The organism is Trebonia sp., from assembly GCF_049794275.1.
Taxonomy (GTDB): domain Bacteria; phylum Actinomycetota; class Actinomycetes; order Streptosporangiales; family Streptosporangiaceae; genus Trebonia.
Genome location: NZ_JBARCR010001020.1, coordinates 1 through 3,003, shown reverse-complemented (window position 1 = coordinate 3,003; position 3,003 = coordinate 1). Strand labels below are relative to the sequence as shown.

The following is a 3,003-nucleotide window of genomic DNA, read 5'->3' as shown; positions in this document are numbered from 1 at the left end:
GTGCGGCCGCGGGTGCGCCGCCCCCGCCGGCCTCCGCGCCGGCGTCCTCGATCACCGCGAGCTCGGCCCCGACCGCCACCGTCTCGTCCTCGTCGACCACGATGCCCCGCAGCACGCCGGTGGCGGGCGACGGGATCTCGGTGTCCACCTTGTCGGTCGAGACCTCGAGCAGCGGCTCGTCTGCCGTGACGTGCTCGCCTTCCTTCTTCAGCCAGCGCGTGACAGTGCCCTCGGTGACGCTCTCGCCGAGCTGAGGCATGGTTACGGAGACCGACATGGTAGAGCGCGCTCCTTAGGCGTGGAAGTGCAGTGGCTTGCCGGCGAGGGCCAGGTGCGCCTCGCCAATGATCTCGGACTGAGTGGGGTGCGGGTGGATCAGCGCGGCGACGTCGGCCGGTTCCGCATCCCAGTTGTAGATGAGCTGGCCCTCGGCGATCAGCTCGCCGACCCGGCTGCCGACCAGGTGGATGCCGAGCACCCTGCCCGGCTGGCCGTCCGGGCCTGACGGCGCCTCGGCGATGACCTTCGCCTGGCCCTGCGTCTGCAGGATGACGCTCCTGCCGTTGGCGCCAATCGGGTAGTTCACCTCGGTCACCGGAATGCCGCGCTGCGCGGCCTGCGCCGACGTGATGCCGACGGAGGCGACCTCGGGGTCGCTGTAGGTGATCCGCGGCACGCCGTCGTAGTCGATCGGCCGGACGTCGAGCCCGGCGACCCGCTCGGCGACACCGATGCCCTCCGCGAACCCGACGTGCGCGAGCTGCGGGGTGGCGATCAGGTCGCCGACCGCGGAGATCGTCGGCACCGAGGTCCGGCACAGCGGGTCCACCTCGACGTAGCCGCGCGTCATGGCCACGCCGTTCTCCTCGTAGCCCAGGCCCGCGGAGACCGGTCCGCGGCCGACGGCGACGAGCAGGACCTCGGCGGACGCCGACTTGCCGTTCTCCAGCGTCACGGCCACGCCGTCGTCGGTGTAGGAGACCGACTGGAACCGCTCGCCGAGCTGGAACCCGATGCCCCGGCGGCGGAACGCCCGCTGCAGCACCTTCGCGCTCGCCTCATCCTCGAGCGGCAGGAGCTGCGGGAGCATCTCGACGATCATCACGTCGGCGCCGAACGAGCGCCACACCGACGCGAACTCCACCCCGATCACGCCGCCGCCGAGGATGATCGCGGACTTGGGCACGCGGTCGAGCCGCAGCGCGTCGTCGGAGGAGATGATCCGGTCGCCGTCGATCGTCAGGCCGGGCAGCGACTTGGGCGCGGAACCGGTGGCCAGCACGATGTGGTCGCCGGTGTAGACCGCGTCCCCGACGGACACCGACGTCGGCGAGAGCAGCCGCCCGTCGCCGATGATCGTGTCGATCTTCCGGCTCGCGATCGTGGACTGCAGGCCCTTCCACAGCCGGTCGACGACCGACTCCTGGTAGGACAGCACTGCGGGCATGTCGATGCCCTCGAACGACGTCCTGATGCCGAACTTCTCGCTCTCCCGCGAGGAGTCGGCGACCTCAGCCGCGTGCAGCAGCGCCTTGGTGGGGATGCACCCGCGGTGCAGGCAGGTCCCCCCGACCTTGTCCTTTTCGATCAGGGCCACGCGCTTGCCGAGCTCGGCCGCGCGCAGCGCGCAGGCGTAGCCGCCGCTGCCGCCGCCCAGCACGACGATGTCGTAATGGCCGCCCTCTGCCACTGTCTCTCCCTCTTCCGCCTACGCTCTGTCTCATCATGTCACCAGGCAGCGCTTACGCGCCCGGTAGTCGGCCGGCTGCCGTCTCCGCCGCGATCGCCACCAGCGCCCGCACCGCCGCGCCTGTGCCGCCCTTCGGCGTGTAGCCGTACGGCGAGGTCTCGTTGAAGGCAGGGCCGGCGATGTCCAGGTGCGCCCAGGCGACTCCGTCCGGCACGAACTCGCGCAGGAACAGGCCGGCCACCAGCATGCCGCCGTTACGGTCGCCAGAGACGTTCGCCAGGTCGGCGACGGGGGAGTCGAGCCCCTTGCGCAGTTCCTCGGGCAGCGGCATCGCCCACGCCGGCTCACCCGCTTCCCGCATGACCGCGGCCACCTCGCTGGCGACGGCCTCGGAGCTGCCCATCACGCCCGCGGTGCGGCGGCCGAGCGCCACCGACGCGGCGCCGGTGAGCGTGGCGATGTCCACGACCAGGTCGGGGTTGTCGGCGCCGGACCTGGCCAGCGCGTCCGCCATCACCAGCCGGCCCTCGGCGTCGGTGTTCAGCACCTCGACGGTCTTGCCGCCGTAGATGGTGATGATGTCCGACGGCCGCTGCGCGGCGCCGCCTGGCATGTTCTCCGCGAGGCACATGTAGCCGACCACGTTCACGGGGAGTCCCAGCTCGGCGATCGCGGCGGTGGCGGCCAGCGTGGCCGCCGCGCCGCCCATGTCGGACTTCATCGTCTCCATGGACTTCGGCGGCTTGAGCGACAGCCCGCCGGAGTCGAACGTGATGCCCTTGCCGACGAACGCGACGGTCTTCGCGGCCTCCGGATGGGTGTAGGAGAGCCGGACCAGCCGCGGCGGCCGCGTCGATCCCTGGCCGACGCCGGTGAGGCCGCCGTACCCGTCCGCGCGCAGCTCGTTCTCGTCGAGCACCTCCACCGCGATCCCCCGGTCGGAGGCGACGTGCACGGCCTCCTCGGCGAGCGTCTCCGGCGACAGGTCGCGCGGCGCGGTGTTGACCAGGTCCCTGACCAGGTTGACCGCCCCGGCGATCACCTCGCCGCGCTTGACCGCGGCGGCGTTGCCGTCGCCGGTCAGCACCGTGACCTCCAGGTCGCGGGCGGGCCCTGACCGGTACCTGCGGAAGCTGTAGCCGCCCAGCAGCGCTCCGGTGGTGACGGCCTCCGCTTCGTCCGCCGTCCGCGCGGGAAGGGCGACCGCGACAGTCTTGGCCCCGCCGGCATCCCGAACGGGCGGTTTCTTCGCCCCCGCGGCCAGGTCACGCAGCGCCGTCCCGGCGGCGCGGCGGAGCTTCTCCGCGTCGAAT

3 protein-coding genes are annotated in these 3,003 nt (G+C 72.1%); all 3 read right to left on the bottom strand.

Annotated features, from left to right (window positions below):
- Window positions 1-277 (bottom strand): biotin/lipoyl-containing protein (locus WA805_RS25680; RefSeq protein WP_425243627.1); only part of this gene is annotated, 277 nt, incomplete at its 3' end.
- A gap of 15 nt (window positions 278-292) precedes the next feature.
- Window positions 293-1,690: a dihydrolipoyl dehydrogenase gene (gene lpdA / locus WA805_RS25675; RefSeq protein ID WP_422326312.1), complete on the bottom strand. Its 1,398-nt coding sequence runs from the start codon at window positions 1,688-1,690 to the stop codon at window positions 293-295.
- 52 nt (window positions 1,691-1,742) lie between these two features.
- Window positions 1,743-3,003, bottom strand: a 1,261-nt coding sequence (locus WA805_RS25670; protein WP_425243626.1) for a leucyl aminopeptidase, incomplete at its 5' end; no start/stop codon positions are given.